The following is a 19,434-nucleotide window of genomic DNA, read 5'->3' as shown; positions in this document are numbered from 1 at the left end:
GGCTCGGTGACGTCAGGTTCTGAGTCACCAAGCCGCCACTGTCGGCCAGCCGCGCAGGAGGTCCCCAGATACCTCGGCTCAGTAGTGGTCCGGCTCGGAAGCCATCGAGTCGAGGAGAGGTGGGCAAGGCGACCGGCTGGCGACCAAACGCGGGTGTGCGGTGACGATCGTCAAACGCGACACCTCGGGCATAGTGACCGCTCACCGCGCTGACCTCCGAAGGCCTGTCTGTGGACTTTTGCGGTCTCTGGCGGTGTTTTGTGATCGCTCGTTGACGCACGGGGCCGACACGGTGACTAGTCTCCGGCTTGCACGTTATTACGCGCTGGTGCCGGGCGCCCTCGACTCCCTCGCCGGACTCTTGGCAAGCGCGTGAGCGCTAGTCGTCGACCGGATCGTGCCGTAGTCGCAGAGCGACGTAGAGGCCGCAGCGGCGGCAGATGAAGGCATTCTCCCCGAGAGCATGAAGCCTCCGCCTTTCGTACGCGCGTCCACAGCAGGAGCAGACGAAGTCTTTATCCGTGGTCATGTGCTGACAGCGCTCCTTTTGACATGCTCAGCTACAGCAGCGAGCCGAGGTCGGAGCCGAGGGACGGATAGGTAGCGGTGGTGGATTTGAGTTGCCGGGTGGTGAGGCCGAGTTTAATGGCGATGCCGAAGGTGTTGATCAGTTCGGAGTAGCCGGGGCCGAGGAGGTGTGCGCCGAGGATCTGGTCGGTGTCAGTATCGATGATGATCTTGGCAGCGGAGGTCGTCTCGGCCACCCGATAGGTGGAGTACCAGTTGCTCGTGTCCGTGTAACGGATGGCGGTGTTGTGGCTTGTGGCGGCTTCCTCTTCGAGGAGGCCGACGCGGTTGAGTTCCGGGATGGTGAACACGGTCGTGGGGACCCCGGTGTAGTCCGGCGCTGACCTAGTGCCCTTGAGCATGTTCGACGCGGCGACTTTTCCCTCGAACACGGCCACGGGGGTCAGGGGTCGTCCTGCGGTGTCGGCGGCATCTCCTGCGGCATAGACGGCGGGGTTGGTGGTGCTTTGCAGGTGCCTAGCGACGCTGATCCCGCGTGGGCTGCTGGCGATACCGGCAGCGTCCAGGTCGAGGCCTTCGAGGTTAGGGACGCGACCGGCTCCATGAACAACCAGGTCCGCGTCAAGACGGGTGGTCGTGCCTTGGCCGTCGAGGCTGATCTGGAACCCGTCAGGGGTGACCTCGACAGCGGTGACGTCGGTGTTTCGGTGAACGCGGATGCCGGCCTGTTCGGTGCGGGCGGTCAGCAGCTCCACCAGGTCGGCGTCGAACTCGCGCAGGGGCCGCGGGCCGTGGTCGATGATTGTGCACCGCGCGCCGGCGCGGGCTGCGATGTGTGCGAACTCGAACGAGATGAACCCGCCGCCGAGGAACACGATCCGTGGCGGCAAGGCGTCGAGGTCGAGGAACTGGGTGCTGTCGATGAGGTGTTCCGCACCGGGGAATGTCAGGGGCCCCGGGGTGGCGCCGGTTGCGATGAGGAACCGGTCGGCCTCGTGGGTGGTGCCGTCGATGCTGAGGGTGTTCGGGCCGGTGAACTCGGCGTGGCCGTGGAAGGTGGTGGCGCCGTTGCCGGTGAGTTCGTCTTCCATGCCTTTGGGAACACCGTCGGTGAAGCCACGCTTGCGCTGCATCAGGGCCGGCCAGTCGACGCGGAGGCCGCCTTCTGTGATGCCGGTGTCGTTCATCAGGCGGGCGGCATCGACGATTTCGGCGCCGCGCCGGAGGATCTTTTTCGGGTCGCATCCCCGCAGCGCGCAGGTCCCGCCGTAGGGCAGCGAGTCCACGATCCCGACCCGCCAGCCCTGTGAGGCGCACTTGTTCGCGGCGGATGTACCCGCCATGCCGGCACCGATGACCAGCAGATCGAACGCGTCACTCATCGGGTGCCCGCTTCGATGTTCATGATGGCGTCACGGATCTGCTCTGTCGTGGGCGACCCGGTAAGACCTGAAGGTGTCAAATACACCCGGCATGACAGGCCAGGCGGAGCCTCCGGCGCGGGGAACAGTGGCACGCCGTCGGCCAGAAAAGTGGGCGATCCGCGGAAGTTGACCGCTTCCGCTTCCTCCTGCGTCTCGATGAGCTGCCGACTCACTGTGACGTCGGATCGTTCCGCGGCGATCACCGCGAGGCGATCCGCGGCTGTCTCCCAGTTCGGGCACCCATCGAAGTACTGCAACGTGATCTCCATGCACCGACCGTAAACGTTGCAGCCCGGTACAAGGTCAAGTGGTGAGATGAGGGCATGCACATTGGAGACCTCGCCGCCACCACGGGAGTCAGTACTCAGACCCTCCGCTTCTACGAACGCGAGGGCCTCATTCCGGCCCCGAACCGACAAAGCAACGGTTACCGGGTCTATGACGACGGTGTCGCTTCCCGAATCGGGTTCATTCGCGCCGCTCAAACCGCGGGGTTAACGCTGTCCGACATCGCCGGGGTTCTCGCCCTCCGGGAGGATGGGCAGGCACCATGCTCGCATGTGCACTCGCTGCTCACCGGCAAACTTGATGAAGTCAGAGCCCGTCAACGAGAACTCGTGCGCCTGGAAAAGGAAATCGTCGGCATGCTCACGACCAGCTCGACCCTGGATCCAGCAATGTGTTCGGAGCGGAGCATCTGCAACGTCATCCCGCAGCCCCTGCCGTAAGGCCGTCATTGTCCGCACCGGCGGGTCCGTCTCGAAAAACTACAGGTTGATGAGACACGACGTGACGTCGCTGCCGAGGACCGAGCTCTCGCGGTTCTGCGGCTGCAGAAGTGTCTCGGAAAAGTGTCTCGACGAGAAACGTCTCAGCTGACGTCACCGGAAGGGTTTTTGAGGCAGGATGGGTGGGTGAGACTTCTGGGGTACACGAGAATCAGCACGGCTAGTCAGGACGCGCAGTTGCAGTTGGACGCGCTGGCCACGGCCGGGGTCGAGGCTCGGGACGTTTTCTCGGATGTGACCTCGGGCAGCAAGAACGCAGCGCAACGTCCAGGGATGCGCCGACTCCTGGAGTACGCCACCGCTGGAGACACGGTCGTGGTCTGGCGAGTGGACCGGCTGGGGCGCTCACTGATCGACGTGCTGAACACGGTGACCCTGCTGCGCGAGTCCGGCATCGGCATCCGCTCCATCCAAGACGGCATCGACCCAGCCACCACCAGTGGACGGCTGATGCTGAACATGCTCGCCACCTTGGCTGAATACGAGCGGGAGCTGATCACAGAACGGGTCAATGCCGGCATCGCCGCAGCCAAAGCCTCCGGCACCCAGTTCGGGCGACCCCGCGTGGAGCCAGCCGTGATCGCCGAGAAGCTCGCGATCGTCAACGATGCACGCGCCAAAGGACGCACCGCCACAGACGCGGCCCGACTCGTGGGGTGGTCCCGCGCCACGTTCTACCGCCACAACGCCACCGCCCAGTCACAGGACTCCTGACCGCGCCAGATACCCGCCAGGGCTGAATATCAACGAGCCATCGGCCTTTGACACCCAGTAGCGCCGACCACCTTGACTGGACGCGACACCATGCCGCACGGCCTCATCGGCGGAGTGCGCCCAACCAGAATCTTCGTATCTTAGATAGAAATCGCGTTGCTCCAATTTAGAGCGCTTCTCGACAAGTGCGATCGCTCACCGATTCGAGCGCACACAGCCTGTCGCGTTTGACGTGTGCGCGATAGAATCGCAGTAATCAACGTCAACCGCGACGGAAGGCTGTGGCCATGGTTCGTCGTGAGGGAAGGGGGAGTGGTGCTGATCGGGTACGCGCGTGTGAGTCGCGATAAGCAGGACCTGGCGGCCCAGGTCGAGGGTCTGGAGCGGCTTGGCGTCGATGCCGAGCGGATCTACACAGACAAGTTGACCGGCCGCACGGCCGCCCGGCCCGGTCTCCAGTCGGCGATCGCGGCTACGCGCGAGGGGGACACGTTCGTGGTCACGAAGCTCGACCGGCTCGGTAGGTCGGTGCCCGACCTGAGGGACATCACGCACGACCTGCATGCGCGTGGGGTTGCTCTCCAGATGGCGGGTGCGATCTACGACCCCACCGACCCCTTCGGCAAGTTCTTCCTGACCACACTCGCGGCCGTCGCCGAGTTTGAGGCCGACATGATCTCGATGCGGACGAAGGAAGGATTGGCCGTCGCTCGGGCCAAGGGTCGGCTCAACGGCAAGCCGCCCAAGCTCTCGCAGCGCCAGCACATGAAGGTGCTCACTGAGTACGAGTCAGGGACGACCACGCCAGGGGAACTTGCCCAGGACTACGGAGTGGATCGAGCGACGATCTACCGCACGATCGACCGAGCGAAGAAGATGCGGGAGGGGTCGCAGTGACCACGACGAAGAGGGGACGCCTGAGCGTGCGACGCACGGCCCTCGTGGTCGAGGTGCCGGAGGTCGATGACGCCGTTGCCAACATCCGTCGTGACCTGGACCCGATGGCTGGCAAGGGAGTGCCACCCCATGTCACCGTGCTATTTCCCTTCGTCACCGCGGACCAAGTCGATGCTGACCTTGTGACACGTCTCGAGGCGCTCTTTCGTCGGGCGCCGTCCTTCGAGCAGTCGTTCCTCGACGTCAGGTGGTTCGGTGACGAAGTCCTGTGGCTGGCCTCCGATGGGGACGAGCACCTGCGGAGTCTCACCGGGCTCGTGACAACCCAGTTTCCTGATTACTCGCCATACGGCGGCGTGCACGCCGAAGTGATACCGCACCTGACCGTCGCCGACCACGCACCGATCGATGCCATGCGCGCTGCAGAGGCCTCCCTCCGGCCCCGACTTCCCATCCGCGCGACAACAACCCACGTGTCACTGCTGGTTGAGCAGTCGTCTGGACACTGGACACGAGAAAGCAGCTTCACGCTGGGGCCCGAGGCGTCGCAGTGACCACCGTGTACCGCACGCTTAAGCGCGCCAAGGCGCAGAAGGAAGGGGCTCAATGACCACGCCGACGTTTGCAGTCGTTGAGGCTGACTTCGAGGATCATGCGTTGGTGGCGTTCCTGCGGGAGCACCTAGACGACATTGCTCCGACAGCACCCGATGAGAGCCGGCACGCTTTGGATGTGGACGCCCTGCGCGACCCCAGCGTTCAAATGTGGGTTGCAGTTGAGGATGGAGACGTTGTCGGAACCGTCGCCCTGGCGGCGATGACCGAGGGTCGTGAGGAGCTGAAGAGCATGAGGACTGCGCCGGCTCGGCGCGGAGCAGGCGTCGCGTCCCTGTTGCTCGACCACGCACTGCACGATGCGCGATTGCGGGGTGTGAAGAGGGTGTTGCTGGAGACTGGGAGTATGGCCTTCTTCGCTCCAGCCCGAGCCTTCTATCGCAAAGCCGGCTTCAGTGATTGCGAACCGTTTGGGACGTACGAGGACGATCCGAACAGTGTGTTCATGACTTTGGTGCTCGAGGAATCCAGTGCCGAGTCCCAGGGAGGCATCGAGGTGTCTCAGTGAGCACCCAAGTCGAGCAGCTCGAAACTGCGCTGTTGGACGCCGTGCTTGCCGACCCCATTTGCCGAGTACTGCTGGAGCGGCTTCCGGCGCTGCGTCTTGAGGAGTGGTGGCTGACAGCAGGGGCCGTCTTCCAGAACGTGTGGAACGCCGTGGAGGGCCGCCCGGCGGGGTACGGCATCCGGGACTACGACATCTTCTACTTCGACGACTCTGACATGAGCTGGCAGGCCGAGGACATCGTCATCCGCAGAGCACGGGAGCTTTTCGCAGACCTTCCGGCGATGATCGAGGTACGGAACGAGGCGCGCGTCCACGTTTGGTACGAAGCGAAGTTTGGAGTGTCCATCCCACCCTTCGTGAGTGCCACTGATGCCGTCGACGCCTTTGCCTCGACCACCTGCTGTGTCGCGGTCACACGAGACCGTGCTGGCCTGCGCGTGTACGCCCCCTTCGGTCTCGAGGACGTCTTCGCTATGCACATGCGCCCCAACCGACGGTTGGCCCCTCAGCACGTGTACGAAGCCAAGGTCAGTCAATATGGCGAGCGTTGGCCAAACCTCAGCTACGAGCCGTGGCGATCGCAGGATGAGATGTCTCAGTGACCACGGGGAGCGCGATGGCCCCGAAGATCGCCTCGACGACCGGGGTCGCGGGCTCGAGCACGTCGTCCATCAGCGCCTCCCGGCGGTCCGGCGAAGGGAGTGCATGGCCAGCCCGAGGTCGGCCGCGGCGGCGCACTCGGGCTCGAGTGCGCGACGCTCGACCTCGGCGACGCCGGCCGGCCCGAGGCCGACGAGCACGTCGGCCGCGAGCTCCCCGACGCGCGGGTCGGTGTCGGCGAGCAGGGCACCCAGGGCCGTGCGAGCCCGGTCGTCACCGAGCTCACCGAGGGCCCGGGCCGCAGCCAGCCGCACGGAGCGCGGGTGGTCGTCGGCGACGAGCCCGGCGAGCGGCCCGACGTCGGCCGGGTCACCGAGGGCACCGAGGGCCTCGGCCAGAGCGGCGAGCACGACGGGCTGGCGCTCGTGCTCGAGTCGCTCGCGCAGGAGGGGGCGCAGCGACAGATGCTGTGCCCGGCCGGCGGTCATGGCGGCCGCCGTGCGGGTGGAGGGGTCGTCGGCGTCGAGGGCTCGTCCGACCGCGCCGGCCGCACCGGCGTCGAGACCCACGAGCGCCTCGACGACCACCCACACCGGCAGGTCGCCGCGCCCGCGGCGGGCGGGGGCGACGGACCGCAGCAGCTCGTCGGCCGCCTCGGCGTCGCCGAGCATCCCGAGCGAGCGGGCCGCGGTCACCGCGACCCCGCGGTCACGGTCCTGCAGCCGCGGGAGGACCTCGGCGACGGCGTCGCGGATACGCATGACCCCGAGCACCCAGGCCGACCGCGCCCGCCGGGTGCCGGGCCAGGGGGCCAGTCCTGCTCGGGCGCGACGGACGATGCCGTGTGCGACGAGGACGTCGACGATGCGTTGCGCCGGCGTGCCGCGGATCTTGCTGAGGTAGCCGATGAGCACGGGGGCGACGAGCTCGACGGACGGGCCGCGCAGGGCGCTCAACCGCTGCTCGGAGTCCCCGTCGTCCTCCCCCGAGACCAGCGCCAGGACGTCCTGCCGCAGGGGTCCGACACGGCGGGTCATGGCCCGCCGTCGTCGGGCGCGGGTGAGGCGCGCGAGGACGATCGCCGCGGTGAGCGCGACCGCGGTCGCGAGCATGACCCACAGGCTGAGCCGCAGCAGCCAGGGCTGGACGACGATCTCGTCCACGGTCAGTCGCGGCCGATGAGGGCGGTGACCCGGTGGACCAGCTCGCGGGGGCTGAAGGGCTTGGTGAGGTAGTCGTCGGCACCCGTGCTGAAGCCTGCGTCGACGTCGACGTCACGGGCCCGCGCGGTGAGCAGGATGACCCGCGTGCCGGCGAGCGAGTCGTCGGCACGGATGCTGCGCAGCACGTCGAGCCCGGAGCGCCCCGGCATCATCACGTCGAGCAGCGCCAGGTCGGGTCGGTGCTCGAGCACCAGGTCGAGCGCCTCGTCCCCGTCGGCGGCCGGCACCACGGTGAAGCCCGCGTTGTCGAGCTTGAACGTCACGAGGTCGCGGATGTCGGCGTCGTCGTCGGCCACGACGACCGTCCTGTCACCCATGTCACCCTCTCGTCGGGAAGCGTTGTCTCCCAGCCTTATGAGGGATGTCGCGCTCCTGCAGGACGGGGGGTGCGGACGAGGAGTGGCGACGACGAAGGCCTCGCACTGAGGAGCGTGCTCTGCACGCGTCACGAAGGCGTCGCCCTGAGGAGCTTGCTCTACAAGCGTCACGAGGGCCTCGCACTGAGGAGCTTGCTCTGCACGCGTCACGAAGGCGTCGCCCTGAGGAGTTTGCTCTGCAAGCGTCACGAAGGGGGGCCGACGCGCGGCGTGCGCGTCGACCCCCCTTCGCTCGTGGCGAGGTGCGATCAGGCGGTCTCGTCCTCGTCGCCGAGCTTGATCGAGCTGGTCTGCTGGACCTGCATGAGGAACTCGTAGTTCGTCTTGGTCTTGCGCAGCCGGTCGAGGAGCAGCTCGACGCCCTGCTGGGTGTCGAGGGCCGCGAGGACGCGACGCAGCTTCCACATGATCTTCAGCTCCTCGGGCGCGAGGAGGATCTCCTCGCGGCGGGTGCCGGAGCCGTTGACGTCGACGGCCGGGAAGATGCGGCGGTTGGCCAGGCCACGGTCGAGCTTGAGCTCCATGTTGCCCGTGCCCTTGAACTCCTCGAAGATCACCTCGTCCATGCGCGAGCCGGTCTCGACGAGCGCGGTCGCCAGGATCGTCAGCGAGCCGCCGTTCTCGATGTTGCGGGCCGCACCGAAGAACTTCTTCGGCGGGTACAGCGCCGCGGAGTCGACACCACCGGAGAGGATGCGCCCGCTCGCCGGGGCGGCGAGGTTGTAGGCGCGACCGAGCTTGGTGATCGAGTCGAGGAGCACGACGACGTCGTGGCCCATCTCGACGAGGCGCTTGGCGCGCTCGATGGCCAGCTCGGCGACCGTGGTGTGGTCGTCGGCCGGGCGGTCGAAGGTCGAGGAGATGACCTCGCCCTTGACCGCGCGCTGCATGTCCGTGACCTCCTCGGGACGCTCGTCGACGAGCACGACCATGAGGTGGCACTCGGGGTTGTTGGTCGTGATCGCGTTGGCGATCGACTGCATGACCATCGTCTTGCCGGCCTTGGCCGGGGCGACGATGAGGCCACGCTGGCCCTTGCCGATCGGGGCCACGAGGTCGATGATCCGCGTCGTGAGGATGTTGGACTCGGTCTCCAGGCGGAGGCGGTCCTGCGGGTACAGCGGCGTCAGCTTGCCGAAGTCCGCGCGACGCTTGGCGTCCTCGGCCGACATGCCGTTGATCGTGTCGAGCTTGGCGAGCGGGCTGTACTTGCCGCGCGCGCCCTTGGCGTTGATCGTCTGCTGCTGCGGCTCCTCGCCCTCGCGGGCGGCCTTGATCTGGCCGGTGACCGCGTCACCCTTGCGCAGGCCGTTGCGCTTGACCATGCCGAGCGGGACGTAGACGTCGTTGGGCCCGGGCAGGTAGCCGGAAGTGCGCACGAAGGCGTAGTTGTCGAGGACGTCGAGGATGCCCGCGACCGGGACGAGCACGTCGTCCTCGGTGATCTGCGGCTCGGTGTCGTCGAACTGCTGGCCCCCGCGGCGCTTGTCCCGGTTGCGGTTGCGATTGCGGTTGCGGCTGCGACGGCCACCCCGCTCGTCGTCGTTGCCGCCCTGGTTGTCGTTGCGACCACCCTGGTTGCGGCCGCCCTGGTTGTCGTTGTTGCGACCACCCTGGTTGCGGTCGTTGCCGCCCTGGTTGCGGTCGTTGCCGCCCTGGTTGTCGTTGTTGCGACCGCCCTGGTTGCGACCCCCCTGGGAGTCGTTGCCACCCTGGTTGCGGTCGTTGGTGCGACCCTGGTTGTCGTTACGACCGCCCTGGCCCCGGTTGCCGGACTGGTCGTTGCCGCGGCCCTGCCCACCGTCGTTGCGGTTGCGGTCGTTGCCCCGGTCGCCACCGCGGTCACTGCCCCGGTCGCCACTGCGGTCCTGGCCACGCTCGTCGGTGCGCTCGCCCTGCTCGCCGCGCTCACGGCGGGACTGCTCGCGACCGGCCTCGGGGGCGTCGCTGCTCGCGGCCGAGTCACCACGCGGGTCACGGCCGGAGGCACCGGCAGCCGGCTCGGAGGCGGCGACGCTCGGCGCGCCTTGCTCCGCGGCGCCCTGGTCGGCCGCGGCCTTGGGGGCGGACTTGGCGGCCTTCGCCGGCTTGTCGGCCGGGGCGGAGGAGCCGGACTGCTGTGCCCGGATGGCGGTGATCAGGTCGCTCTTGCGCATCTTGGCCGTGCCGGTGATCCCCATGCTCGAGGCGAGCTGCTGGAGCTGGGCGAGGCGCATGGCGCTCAGGGCGCCGGATCGGCGAGGCTGCTCCGCGGTCGCGGGAGCGGTCGTGTCGCCAGTGGTGGTGTCGGTCACGAAGGACCCTTTCCCTCGTAGGGCCTGTCGCACAGGGCAGGCCTGATGAGTCCCGTCAAGAGCGGGAATTCTGGTGATGACCCCACGACCGTGCGTCGCACCCGTGGGAGCGAACGCTCACGTGGGGGGAAGCTCCCCGCCCTGATGTACAACTCGACTGGATCGTCGATGCACCGAGCTCGTTGGAGCACGCCCAATGTATCACTGCACCCGCCGCACACCACACGTCGCGGCGCGTGTCCCCCTGCGTCCGTCCCGTGCGCGCATCCGCCCGGGCAGCTGCGCGCGGTGGGGACTCAGACGAGCTGGACGCCGCGCTCGGGGACGCCGGGGGTGAGCACCTGCCAGCCGGCCGCCTGCTCGGCGATGCGTCGCACGTCGGCGACCCGATCTCCCTGCGTGAGCACGAGGACCGAGGGCCCTGCGCCGGAGATCGTCGCGGCCAGCCCCTCGGCACGCAGCGCGTCGACGAGCGCCATGCTGTGCGGGTAGCTCGGCCGGCGGGCCTCCTGGTGCAACAGGTCTGCGGTCCCGGCGAGCAGCAGGTCGGGCGCGCTCGTCAGGGCGTGGACGAGCAGGCCGGTGCGGGCCGAGTTCGCCGCGGCGGTGGCCAGCGGCACGACCTCGGGCAGCACCGAGCGGGCCGTGTGCGTGCTGAGCGTCGTCTCCGGCACGAGGACGACCGCCTCGACGTCGGCATGCAGGCGAAGGGGGACGGTCCGGGTCCGCGGCAACGGCTCGCCCGCGTCGGTCACCGAGAGCGTCGCCCCGCCGAAGACGCTCGCCGAGGCATTGTCGGGGTGCCCTTCGAGCGCGCTGGCGATCGCGTTGATCGCCGTGAGGTCGAGCTCCTCGGCGGCGAGCACTCCCCCGCGCACCGCGAGCGCGTGCGCGGCCGCGACGCCGCTGACGATCGCCGTGGCGGACGAGCCCATCCCCCGGCCGTGCGGCACGGAGTTGGTCGCGCTCAGGTGCAGGCCGGCGGGCGTGGGCACACCGAGGTGCTGCCAGGCCGTGACCATCGTGCGCACGACGAGGTGGCTCTCGTCGCGCGGGACCGCGTCGGCACCCGAGCCCTCCACCTCGACGAGCAGCCCGGACTCGGCCACGGTGACCGTGCACTCGTCCCAGACACCGAGCGCCAGCCCAACGCAGTCGAACCCGGGGCCCAGGTTGGCGCTGGACGCGGGCACCCTGACGGTGACCGTCGTCCCGACGGGGATCGTCACGCTCAGTCCTGCAGGCCGAGCTCGCCGGCGATCGCGTAGGCCTCGGCCGGCACGCGCACGGGCGCGATGTCGCTGCCGTCAGCGTTCTTCAGCGCCCACTGCGGGTCCTTGAGGCCGTGGCCGGTGACCGTGCAGACGATCGTCGCGTCCTGCGGCACGAGTCCCGCGGCCGAGGCCTTGAGCAGACCGGCGACCGAGGCCGCCGACGCCGGCTCGACGAAGATGCCCTCGCGCGAGGACAGGATCCGGTGGGCGTCGAGGATCTCCTCGTCGGTGACCGCCTCGATCCGACCGCCGGAGTCGTCGCGGGCCTGCTCGGCCTGCTGCCACGACGCGGGGTTGCCGATGCGGATGGCGGTCGCGATGGTGTCCGGCTCGTCGACGGGGTGCCCGAGCACGATGGGCGCGGACCCGGCGGCCTGGAAGCCCCACATCTGCGGGGTGCGGGTCGCGACCGGCGCGAGCGTGCCGGAGACACCCTCGGTCGAGGACGCGTACTCCTGGTAGCCGCGCCAGTACGCGGTGATGTTGCCGGCGTTGCCGACCGGCAGGCAGTGGATGTCGGGAGCGTCGCCGAGCGCGTCGACGATCTCGAAGGAGGCGGTCTTCTGCCCCTCGATGCGCGCCGGGTTGACCGAGTTGACCAGCTCGACCGGGTAGGCCTCGGCGAGCTTGCGGGCCACGTCCAGGCAGTGGTCGAAGTTGCCGTCGACCTGCAGCAGCGTCGCGCCGTGCGCGATCGCCTGGGAGAGCTTGCCCATCGCGATCTTGCCCTCGGGCACGAGGACGGCGCAGGTCATCCCGGCCTTGGTGGCGTACGCCGCGGCCGAGGCCGAGGTGTTGCCGGTGGACGCGCAGATGACGGCCTTGGCCCCCTTCGCCGCCGCCATCGACATGGCCGCGGTCATGCCCCGGTCCTTGAAGGAGCCGGTGGGGTTCAGGCCCTCGTACTTGACGTGCACCTGCGCGCCGACGAGCTCGCTGAGGTGCTCGGCGGGGATGAGGGGGGTGCCCCCTTCGCGCAGGGTGACGGTGGGGGCACCGGCCAGCATCGGCAGCCGGTCGGCGTACTCGGTGATGACGCCGCGCCACTGGTGGGCCATGTCAGTTCCCTTCAACACGCATGACGGAGGTGACCTCGTTGACCGCGTCGAGCCCGTCGAGCTCGGTGACGGTCGCGGAGAGCGCGGCATCGGTCGCCGCGTGGGTGACGATGATGAGCATCGCCCGGGCCGCCCCGTCGTCGTCGGTGACGACCTGCTGCCGGACGGTCTCGATCGAGACGCCGTGGGTGGCGAAGACCGTTGCGACAGAGGCCAGCACGCCCGGCTTGTCGGCAACCTCGAGGCTGACGTGGTAGCGGGTGATCGCCTCACCGATCGGCAGCACCGGCAGGTCGGCGTAGGCGCTCTCCCCCGGGCCGCGGCCACCGGTGACCCGAGCGCGGGCCACGGCGACGAGGTCGCCGAGGACGGCGCTGGCGGTCGGGTCGCCACCGGCGCCCTGCCCGTAGAACATCAGCTCGCCGGCGCCCTCGGCCTCGACGAAGACCGCGTTGTAGGCCTCGCGGACCGAGGCCAGCGGGTGCGTCAGCGGGATGAGCGCGGGATGCACGCGGGCGGAGATGCCCTCCTGCCCATCGGGCCCGACGACCCGCTCGCAGATCGCGAGCAGCTTGACGGTGCAACCCATCTCGTGCGCGGCGGCGATGTCGCGGGCGCTCACCTCGGTGATGCCCTCGCGGTGGACGTCGGCGCTGGCGACCCGGGAGTGGAAGGCGAGGGAGGACAGGATCGCGGCCTTGGCCGCGGCGTCGAAGCCCTCGACGTCGGCCGTCGGGTCGGCTTCGGCGTAGCCCAGGGCCTGCGCCCGCTCGACGGTCTCGGCGAAGCCCGCACCGGTCGTGTCCATCGCGTCGAGCACGAAGTTGGTCGTGCCGTTGACGATGCCGATGACCCGCCGGATCGAGTCGCCGGCGAGCGAGTCGCGGATCGGGCGCAGGATCGGGATCGCGCCCGCGACCGCGGCCTCGAAGTACAGGTCGACGCCGTGCTCGGCCGCGGCGGCGTAGAGGGTCGGGCCGTCCTCGGCGAGCAGCGCCTTGTTGGCCGTGACGACCGAGGCGCCGTGCTCCATCGCCCGCAGGATCAGGCCGCGGGCCGGCTCGATGCCGCCGATGACCTCGACGACGATGTCGGCGCGGGTCACCAGCTCCTCGGCGTCGGTGGTGAAGATCGACGGGTCGAGACCCAGGTCCGAGCGGTCGCGGCCGGCGCGCCGCACCGCGATGCCGACGATCTCGAGCGGCCGGCCGATGCGCTGGGCCAGGTCGTCGGCCTGCGCGGTCAGCAGCCGGGCGACGCTGCCGCCGACGACTCCGCCGCCGAGCAGGGCGACGCGAAGGGGGGTCTGCGCTGGAGCGGTCATCGGACCTCCTGTGACGGGCTGGGTTCGTCGACGTCGAGGGCGAGCAGGTCCTCGATCGTCTCGCGCCGGACGATGACGCGGGCGGCACCGTCCCGCACCGCGAGGACCGGCGGGCGCGGGGTGTGGTTGTACTGGTTGGACAGGCTGCGACAGTACGCGCCCGTGCCCGGCACCGCGATGAGGTCGCCGGGGACGATGTCGCCGGGCAGGTACTCGTCCATGACGACGATGTCACCGCTCTCGCAGTGCCGGCCGACGACGCGCACGAGGCGCGGCTCGGCGTCGGAGCGACGGCCGGCGAGCGTGCACGAGTAGTCGGCGCCGTAGAGGGCGGTGCGCACGTTGTCGCTCATGCCGCCGTCGACACTGACGTAGGAGCGCAGCACGCCGTGGCTGATCTCGACGTCCTTGACCGTGCCGATCTCGTAGAGGGTGAAGGCACTCGGCCCGGCGATCGCGCGGCCCGGCTCGATCGAGATGCGCGGCAGCACCGCGCCGGGGTGCCCGTCGCGGAACTCCTTGAGCTCTCGGTCGACGAGCTCGGCCATCTGCGTGCCGAGCTCGCGCGGGGTCAGGGGCGCGTGCTCGGAGGTGTAGGCGATGCCGTAGCCACCGCCGAGGTCCATCTCCGGCATCGCGATCCCGTGCTCGTCGGCGACCTCGGTGTGCAGCGCGACGAGCCGCCGCGCGGCGATCTCGAATCCGGACACGTCGAAGATCTGGCTGCCGATGTGGCTGTGCAGGCCGAGCAGGCGCAGGGACTCCCCCTTCGCCACGATCGCGTCGATCGCCTCCCGGGCCTGCCCGCCGGCGAGGGAGAAGCCGAACTTCTGGTCCTCGTGCGCGGTCGCGATGAACTCGTGGGTGTGCGCCTCGACGCCGACGGTCACGCGGACCATGACCGGTGCGGTGACGCCGAGCTCGCTCGCCACCTGGGCGACGCGGTCGATCTCGGCGAAGGAGTCGACGACGATCCGACCGACGCCGTACTCGAGCGCCTGGCGCAGCTCGGGCACGGACTTGTTGTTGCCGTGCAACGCGATCCGCTCGCCCGGGAAGCCGACGCGCTGCGCCACGGCGAGCTCGCCGCCGCTGCACGTGTCGAGGCCCAGCCCCTCCTCCATGACCCAGCGGGCGACCGCGGAGCACAGGAAGGCCTTGCCGGCGTAGTAGACGTCGGCTCCGGCCACGGCGGCGAAGGGAGCGGTGAAGTCATCGCGGAAGGCGCGCGCCCGCGCCCGGAAGTCGTCCTCGTCGACGACATAGGCGGCGGTGCCGAAGTCGCGGGCGATGTCGGTCACCGGCACGCCGGCGACGGTGAGCACGCCGCCCGCGTCGCGCTGGACGTTGGCCGGCCACAGCTGCGGCAGCAGCTCCATGACGTCCTGCGGGTACGGCAGCCACTGGGGGGCGGCGCCGTAGCCGTCGGCGTGGAGGATGCCGGCCTCGTGGGCCCTCATGTTGGTCGCCATCGTCTACCTCACATCCGTTCGGGCGCGGAGACGCCGAGCAGGTCGAGACCGTTGGCGAGCACCTGGCGGGTGGCGTCGTTGAGCCACAGGCGGGTGCGGTGCACGTCGGTCGTCTCCTCGTCGGAGCGAGGGCGCACGCGGCAGGTGTCGTACCACTTGTGGAAGTGCCCGGCCAGGCCCTCGAGGTAGCGCGCGACGCGGTGCGGCTCGCGCAGCTCGGCGGCGTGGGCGACGACGCGGGGGAAGTCGCCGAGGGCCGCGAGCAGGCTGGCCTCGGTCGGGTCCGAGAGCAGGCTGGGGTCGAAGCCGTCCTCGCGCAGCACGCCGTCCTCGGCCGCCAGACGCGCGACATTGGCCGTGCGGGCATGGGCGTACTGCACGTAGAAGACGGGGTTGTCGTTGGTCTGCTTGCGCAGCTCCTCGCCGTCGAGGCTCAGCGGGCTGTCCGCGGGGTACCGCGCCAGGGAGTAACGCACGGCGTCGGAGCCGATCCACGAGACGAGGTCGCGCAGCTCGATGATGTTGCCGGCGCGCTTGGACAGCTTGGCGCCGTCGAGGTTGACCAGCTGGCCGATGCGGATCTCGATGTTGGTCGCCGGGTCGTCGCCCGCGCAGGCCGCGATCGCCTTGAGCCGGCCGATGTAGCCGTGGTGGTCGGCGCCGAGGAGGTAGATCTTCTCGGGGAAGCCGCGGTCCTTCTTGCTCAGGTAGTACGCGGCGTCGGCGGCGAAGTAGGTCGGCACGCCGTCCGCGCGGATCATCACGCGGTCCTTGTCGTCGCCGAAGTCGGTGGTGCGCAGCCACACCGCGCCGTCCCGGTCGTCGACGTGCCCCTGCTCGCGCAGCCGGGCGATCGCGGACTCGACGGCACCGCCGTCGTGCAGCGTCTTCTCCGAGAACCAGACGTCGAAGTGCACGCCGAAGTCGTCGAGGGTCGAGCGGATGTCGGCGAGCTGGGCCTCGTAGCCGAGCTGGCGGGCGACGGCGAGCGCCTCATCCTCGGGCAGCTCGAGCAGGTCGGGGCGGGCCTCGAGCGCGGTCCGTGCGAGGTCGTCGACGTACGCACCCGGGTAGCCGCCCTCGGGGGTGGGCTCCCCCTTCGCACTGGCGAGGACGGAGGCGCCGAAGTTGTCCATCTGGGCGCCCGCGTCGTTGATGTAGTACTCGGCGGTGACGTCGGCGCCGGAGGCGTCGAGCAGGCGGCGCATCGAGTCGCCCAGCGCGGCCCAGCGGGTGTGGCCGATGTGAAGGGGGCCGGTCGGGTTGGCGGAGATGAACTCGAGGTTGATCGTGTGGCCGGCCATGACCTCGTTGCGCCCGTAGTCGGCGCCCGCCTCGACGATGCTGCGGGCGAGCGCGCCCGCAGACGCGGCGTCGAGGGTGATGTTGAGGAATCCGGGTCCGGCGATCTCGATGTCGGCCACGCCGTCGGTGGCGCCGAGGCGCTCGGCGACGACGGCGGCGACGTCACGCGGCTTCATGCCGGCCGGCTTGGCCAGCTGCATGGCGATGTTGCTCGTCCAGTCGCCGTGGCCCTTCTGCTTCGGTCGCTCCACGCGGATCTCGGTGGGCACCTCGACGGCCAGTTCGCCGGCCTCGACGGCGGCGGTCAGGGCGGCACGGATCGCTGCAGCAAGCTCTTCGGGGGTCACGGTCGCCCAGTCTAGGTGTGAGTCAGGGGTGGCCGTGGCGGCGGCCGATTCTCGGGACGGGCGCCGCCGGTGCTAATCTCACCGGGCACAATCCCGCCTCCGTAGCTCAGGGGATAGAGCACTGGTTTCCGGTACCAGGGGCCGCAGGTTCGAATCCTGCCGGGGGCGCAAAATTTCGAGGGGCCGCCAGCACCCGCTGGCGGCCCTTCGTCGTCTCCCCCAACGCCGGTCGAGGTGCGAGAGCCACACGCTGGTCTGGGTCCCACGTACGCGTGGGCGGTGCGAGGAGCTCTGCGACGAGCCTCGAGACCAAGCGCGCCCCCCTTCGGGCCCGTCGTCGTTGCCGCCACCTGGCTGCCCGGAGAGGGACAACCAGGTGACACCAACGCAACCAAGCGACATCAACGCTGCCGGGCGAGGACGAAGGGGGTCGCCTCAGCCCGTGTGCACGACCCGCGGGATCTCGGGCGTGGGTGCCGAGCCGACACCGGCACCTGAGTCAGGCGAGTCACCACCGGAGTCGTCGCCAGCCCCCACATCCCCGCGAGCCGCCCCGCACCACCCGCCGACCGGCGCGGCGTCCTCCCTTCGCCCCGGGTCGGGCTGAGCACGACAAACCCCGGCTTCGCAAGGGTCCGAAACTCTTGCGAAGCCGGGGTTCATCGGGTCACCCGGAAATCCGGAGACTCCTGCGGCGGTGCCCTACAGGTCCCGGCGCAGCTCCGCGTCGCGGGCGGAGTCGGCGACGTCACCGCGCTTGCTGAGGTTGATGATCGCGAGGACGAGCCCGCCCCAGATGGTGAGCATCGCGACGATCATCATGATGATGGCCGTGGTGGTCATGCTGTGTCACCTCCGTCGACGAGCAGTGCATCCTCGGCTTCCTCGGCAGCCGCGATCTCGTCGGGGTCGTCGCTGAGGACGGTCCCACGACGCCACGGGATGAGCGAGAGGCCGATGGCGATGATGGGCAGGGCTGCCGCCATGCCCCATCCGAAGACATTGAGCAGGTCCTCGGGGTAGCCCCCGTAGGGCTCGGCCACCTTCGTGTCGAGCTCCTGGACGAGCATGATGATGAGGACGATCGGCAGGATCACGCCGATGAGCCACCGCCACCACACCGCGAGCTTGATCGAGCTGACCCGGTCCATGTGCCGCTCGAGCGTGGGCAGCTTGGCCATGACGCCGGAGACGGCGAGCATCATCACCGTCGCCACCGCGAGGATGCCGAAGCTGTTGACGAACGCGTCCACCGTGTCGAGCAGGTAGAGGCCACCGGTCGTGGAGAACATGAGGATGCTGGCGATCGCCATCGGGATGCCGACGATGAAGGTCGCGGCCCGGCGGGAGATCCCGACCTTGTCACGGATGGCACCGATGACGACCTCGATGATCGAGATGAGCGAGGTGAGACCGGCGAGGACGAGCGAGCCGAAGAAGAGCACGCCCAGCACGGCACCGAAGGGCGCCTCGTTGATGATCGCGGGGAAGGCGACGAAGGCCAGGCCGATCCCGCTGGCCACGACCTCGCTGACCTCGGTCCCCGACGCCTGGGCCATGAAACCGAGGGCGGCGAAGACACCGATGCCGGCGAGCAGCTCGAAGCCGGAGTTGGAGAAGGCGACGACGGCACCGGAGCCGGTCATGTCGGTCTTGCGGGAGACATAGCTGGAGTAGGTGATCATGATGCCGAATCCGACGGACAGGCTGAAGAAGATCTGCCCCACGGCCGAGGTCCACACGCCGGTGTCCTTGAGCGCCGCCCAGTTCGGGGTGAAGAAGGTGTTGAGCCCCTCCCCGGCGCCGTCGAGGGTCAGGGCGATGATGACCAGGACGATGAAGGCGGCGACGAGCACCGGGATGAAGATGACCGCGGTGCGGCCGATGCCGGCCTGGACACCCATGGCGAGGACTCCGATGGTGATCGCCCAGAAGAGGAGCATCGTGAGCGAGATCTCGGGCACGAAGTCGAAGGTCGTGCCGGGCGTCTCGGCCGCCTGCAGGTAGTTGCCGAACAGGTAGCCCTCCGGGTCGTCACCCCAGCCCTTGGTGAAGGACAGCAGCGTGTACTTGCCGGCCCACGCCAGGATCGCCGCGTAGTACACGGCGATGACGATGCAGATGAGCACCTGCCACCAGCCGAGCCACTCGGCACCACGGCCCAGCCGGCGAAGGGAGAGCGGAGCCGACCCGCGGAAGCGGTGCCCGATCGAGTAGTCGAGGTAGAGCAGCGGGATGCCCGCGAAGAGCAGCGCGATGAGGTACGGGATGACGAAGGCGCCACCACCCCCTTCGTACGCGACGTACGGGAAGCGCCAGATGTTGCCGAGGCCGACCGCGGACCCGATGGCCGCGAAGATGAAGACCTTGCGTGAGGAGAAGCCCTCCCGGGGCTTGACCTCTGTGGCCTCTGTGCTGGACATGCTCACACTCCTGATCGATGTTGAACCCCAGCATGCTCCAGTATTCGCCGCCGATGTGGCGTGTGCCACGCCGCCGGCGGGATCTTCACGCCCGCGTGACCTCCGCTGATCGAGGTGCAAAGGCCGCCCGCGGCCGAAGCCTCGAGATCACGGCACCTGGCTTCGAGGCTCCTCCGTCGCACCTCAGCCACCGGGGCACGTTGATCGAGGTGCGAGGCCGCCAGCCGACCGCGATCACCGCGACCGACAACGCCGGCAACACCC

At 69.1% G+C, this 19,434-nt stretch carries 19 protein-coding genes and 1 tRNA gene; 8 read left to right on the top strand and 12 right to left on the bottom strand.

The annotated features are described in order from the left end of the window. Positions 1-560 precede the first annotated feature (560 nt). Both JAN01S_RS13840 and JAN01S_RS13835 read right to left on the bottom strand, forming a co-directional pair. Entirely contained in the window at positions 561-1,910 is a 1,350-nt protein-coding gene (locus JAN01S_RS13840) for a dihydrolipoyl dehydrogenase family protein (RefSeq protein ID WP_068319199.1), read from the bottom strand. Beyond that, complete coding sequence (locus JAN01S_RS13835; RefSeq protein WP_068319198.1) at positions 1,907-2,221, bottom strand: alkylmercury lyase; 315 nt, start codon at positions 2,219-2,221, stop codon at positions 1,907-1,909. Before JAN01S_RS13835 ends, JAN01S_RS13840 begins: the two co-directional genes overlap by 4 nt. Positions 2,222-2,275: 54 nt before the next feature. Here JAN01S_RS13835 and JAN01S_RS13830 point away from each other — a divergent pair, with 54 nt between their 5' ends. The 6 genes from JAN01S_RS13830 to JAN01S_RS13805 all read left to right on the top strand — a co-directional run bounded on the left by JAN01S_RS13830 (position 2,276) and on the right by JAN01S_RS13805 (position 6,075). After that, positions 2,276-2,680 carry a heavy metal-responsive transcriptional regulator gene (locus JAN01S_RS13830; RefSeq protein WP_068319197.1) on the top strand — a complete coding sequence of 135 codons (405 nt, stop codon included), beginning with the start codon at positions 2,276-2,278 and terminating at the stop codon, positions 2,678-2,680. A gap of 186 nt (positions 2,681-2,866) precedes the next feature. After that, positions 2,867-3,454, top strand: a complete 588-nt coding sequence (locus JAN01S_RS13825; protein WP_068319196.1) for a recombinase family protein — start codon at positions 2,867-2,869, stop codon at positions 3,452-3,454. Between the two features lie 315 nt (positions 3,455-3,769). Then, complete coding sequence (locus JAN01S_RS13820; RefSeq protein WP_068319202.1) at positions 3,770-4,351, top strand: recombinase family protein; 582 nt, start codon at positions 3,770-3,772, stop codon at positions 4,349-4,351. Then, positions 4,348-4,905: a 2'-5' RNA ligase family protein gene (locus JAN01S_RS13815; RefSeq protein WP_068319195.1), complete on the top strand. Its 558-nt coding sequence runs from the start codon at positions 4,348-4,350 to the stop codon at positions 4,903-4,905. Before JAN01S_RS13820 ends, JAN01S_RS13815 begins: the two co-directional genes overlap by 4 nt. A gap of 52 nt (positions 4,906-4,957) precedes the next feature. Next, positions 4,958-5,473 carry a GNAT family N-acetyltransferase gene (locus JAN01S_RS13810; RefSeq protein WP_068319194.1) on the top strand — a complete coding sequence of 172 codons (516 nt, stop codon included), beginning with the start codon at positions 4,958-4,960 and terminating at the stop codon, positions 5,471-5,473. Next, positions 5,470-6,075 (top strand): nucleotidyltransferase family protein, encoded by a 606-nt coding sequence (locus JAN01S_RS13805; RefSeq protein WP_084360270.1) that lies wholly within the window; start codon positions 5,470-5,472, stop codon positions 6,073-6,075. Before JAN01S_RS13810 ends, JAN01S_RS13805 begins: the two co-directional genes overlap by 4 nt. 69 nt (positions 6,076-6,144) lie before the next feature. Here the strand turns inward: JAN01S_RS13805 and JAN01S_RS17415 are convergent, their stop codons facing one another. The 8 genes from JAN01S_RS17415 to argS form a co-directional block, all read right to left on the bottom strand. Continuing rightward, entirely contained in the window at positions 6,145-7,236 is a 1,092-nt protein-coding gene (locus JAN01S_RS17415) for a HEAT repeat domain-containing protein (RefSeq protein WP_068319193.1), read from the bottom strand. 2 nt (positions 7,237-7,238) lie between these two features. Continuing rightward, positions 7,239-7,613 carry a response regulator transcription factor gene (locus JAN01S_RS13795; protein ID WP_068319192.1) on the bottom strand — a complete coding sequence of 125 codons (375 nt, stop codon included), beginning with the start codon at positions 7,611-7,613 and terminating at the stop codon, positions 7,239-7,241. Positions 7,614-7,921: 308 nt separating this feature from the next. Next, the gene (gene rho, locus JAN01S_RS13790; RefSeq protein WP_068319191.1) at positions 7,922-9,967 is read right to left on the bottom strand and encodes a transcription termination factor Rho; all 2,046 of its coding nucleotides are present in this window, start codon (positions 9,965-9,967) and stop codon (positions 7,922-7,924) included. A 296-nt stretch (positions 9,968-10,263) separates the two neighbouring features. Then, entirely contained in the window at positions 10,264-11,196 is a 933-nt protein-coding gene (gene thrB / locus JAN01S_RS13785) for a homoserine kinase (RefSeq protein WP_068319190.1), read from the bottom strand. Positions 11,197-11,198: 2 nt separating this feature from the next. Continuing rightward, positions 11,199-12,299, bottom strand: a complete 1,101-nt coding sequence (gene thrC, locus JAN01S_RS13780; RefSeq protein WP_068319189.1) for a threonine synthase — start codon at positions 12,297-12,299, stop codon at positions 11,199-11,201. A 1-nt stretch (position 12,300) separates the two neighbouring features. Beyond that, entirely contained in the window at positions 12,301-13,623 is a 1,323-nt protein-coding gene (locus JAN01S_RS13775; protein ID WP_068319188.1) for a homoserine dehydrogenase, read from the bottom strand. Then, positions 13,620-15,083 (bottom strand): diaminopimelate decarboxylase, encoded by a 1,464-nt coding sequence (gene lysA, locus JAN01S_RS13770; protein WP_068319200.1) that lies wholly within the window; start codon positions 15,081-15,083, stop codon positions 13,620-13,622. The genes JAN01S_RS13775 and lysA overlap by 4 nt, the downstream gene beginning before the upstream one ends. A gap of 20 nt (positions 15,084-15,103) precedes the next feature. After that, entirely contained in the window at positions 15,104-16,747 is a 1,644-nt protein-coding gene (gene argS / locus JAN01S_RS13765) for an arginine--tRNA ligase (RefSeq protein ID WP_068319187.1), read from the bottom strand. Between the two features lie 95 nt (positions 16,748-16,842). Between argS and JAN01S_RS13760 the strand changes: the two genes are divergently transcribed. Continuing rightward, positions 16,843-16,915 (top strand) — tRNA-Arg (locus JAN01S_RS13760). A 534-nt stretch (positions 16,916-17,449) separates the two neighbouring features. Here the strand turns inward: JAN01S_RS13760 and JAN01S_RS16730 are convergent. Continuing rightward, positions 17,450-17,590 (bottom strand): methionine/alanine import family NSS transporter small subunit, encoded by a 141-nt coding sequence (locus JAN01S_RS16730; protein WP_084360269.1) that lies wholly within the window; start codon positions 17,588-17,590, stop codon positions 17,450-17,452. Next, positions 17,587-19,170 (bottom strand): sodium-dependent transporter, encoded by a 1,584-nt coding sequence (locus tag JAN01S_RS13755; RefSeq protein ID WP_068319186.1) that lies wholly within the window; start codon positions 19,168-19,170, stop codon positions 17,587-17,589. The genes JAN01S_RS16730 and JAN01S_RS13755 overlap by 4 nt, the downstream gene beginning before the upstream one ends. Positions 19,171-19,187: 17 nt before the next feature. On the opposite strand from JAN01S_RS13755, the gene JAN01S_RS17410 reads away from it, so the two are divergent. Continuing rightward, positions 19,188-19,434: hypothetical protein (locus JAN01S_RS17410; protein ID WP_218000049.1), on the top strand; the 247-nt coding region annotated here is incomplete at its 3' end.

This window comes from Janibacter anophelis NBRC 107843, assembly GCF_001570945.1.
GTDB classification, from domain to species: domain Bacteria; phylum Actinomycetota; class Actinomycetes; order Actinomycetales; family Dermatophilaceae; genus Janibacter; species Janibacter anophelis.
Note: the sequence above shows the minus strand (reverse complement) of the source record. Positions and strands in the feature narration are given on the sequence as shown.